The sequence below is a fragment of the Pseudomonas sp. P5_B2 genome (assembly GCF_056400445.1).
The window spans coordinates 1-719 of the sequence record NZ_JBFULH010001314.1 but is presented as its reverse complement, the minus strand read 5'-3'; the positions used below and the strand labels follow the sequence as shown (position 1 = coordinate 719).

Sequence of the window (719 nt, the reverse complement as noted above, 5' to 3'; positions counted from 1 at the left end):
CCTGTAACCCCTTGGCGTATAGTGCGTAATGGCTTAGAGGAAGCCGCAGAAATACCGAGTCCGCTTTTGTTCGTCATCCGCCGAGCGCGACGATCGCCACTACCAACAGAAAAACACCCAGTGCACCCTTGAAATCATTCCAGCCAAGCCGCGAATTTACCGACGTGGCCGGATACTCGACCAGACGGCTGCGTAACAATTCCAGGGTCTCAGGCTTGGCGGCTGCCGCCAGGTGCGACGGCAGTGCACCTGCCACAAGCGCCTGGCCGGTGGCCGCGTCCGCCCCGGCGAGCTTCTCGTATAACGTGCTTTTGCACGTGCGATCGATCAATGCACGCAGTAGATACATCACCGCGTCCGCAAGCCCCCAGGCGAGGTTGCAACCGAGCGCGGCAAACATCATGGTTCGTTCCGCCTCCTGGCCCGATGTCGCCACGCGGATCGTTCTGGTTATTCGCGCCCGCTTCTGTATTTCGGTGTTTGGCATGCGTCCTACCTCGCTGCAAAATATCCGTTTGGCGCAGTTTCATTGACCAAAGCACAACACGTTGATGCGGTGCTTTTTTCGATTTCACTTCATTGTAGTGACAAAAAAAATTGTCGCTGCCAGCGTGCGCGATGTCTCCAAACCCGGCATGTCTGCCCTTAATCCAAATCACACGTTGTAGCAGCTGCCGAGCCTGCGAGGCTGCGTTCGGCTGCGAAGCAGTCGTGAAATC

Annotated in this window: 1 pseudogene; it reads right to left on the bottom strand. The window is 57.0% G+C overall.

Annotated features, from left to right (window positions below):
* Window positions 1–97: 97 nt before the first annotated feature.
* Window positions 98–487, bottom strand: a pseudogene (locus AC1DRJ_RS30950) (hypothetical protein); the annotation flags it as partial.
* Window positions 488–719 lie beyond the last annotated feature (232 nt).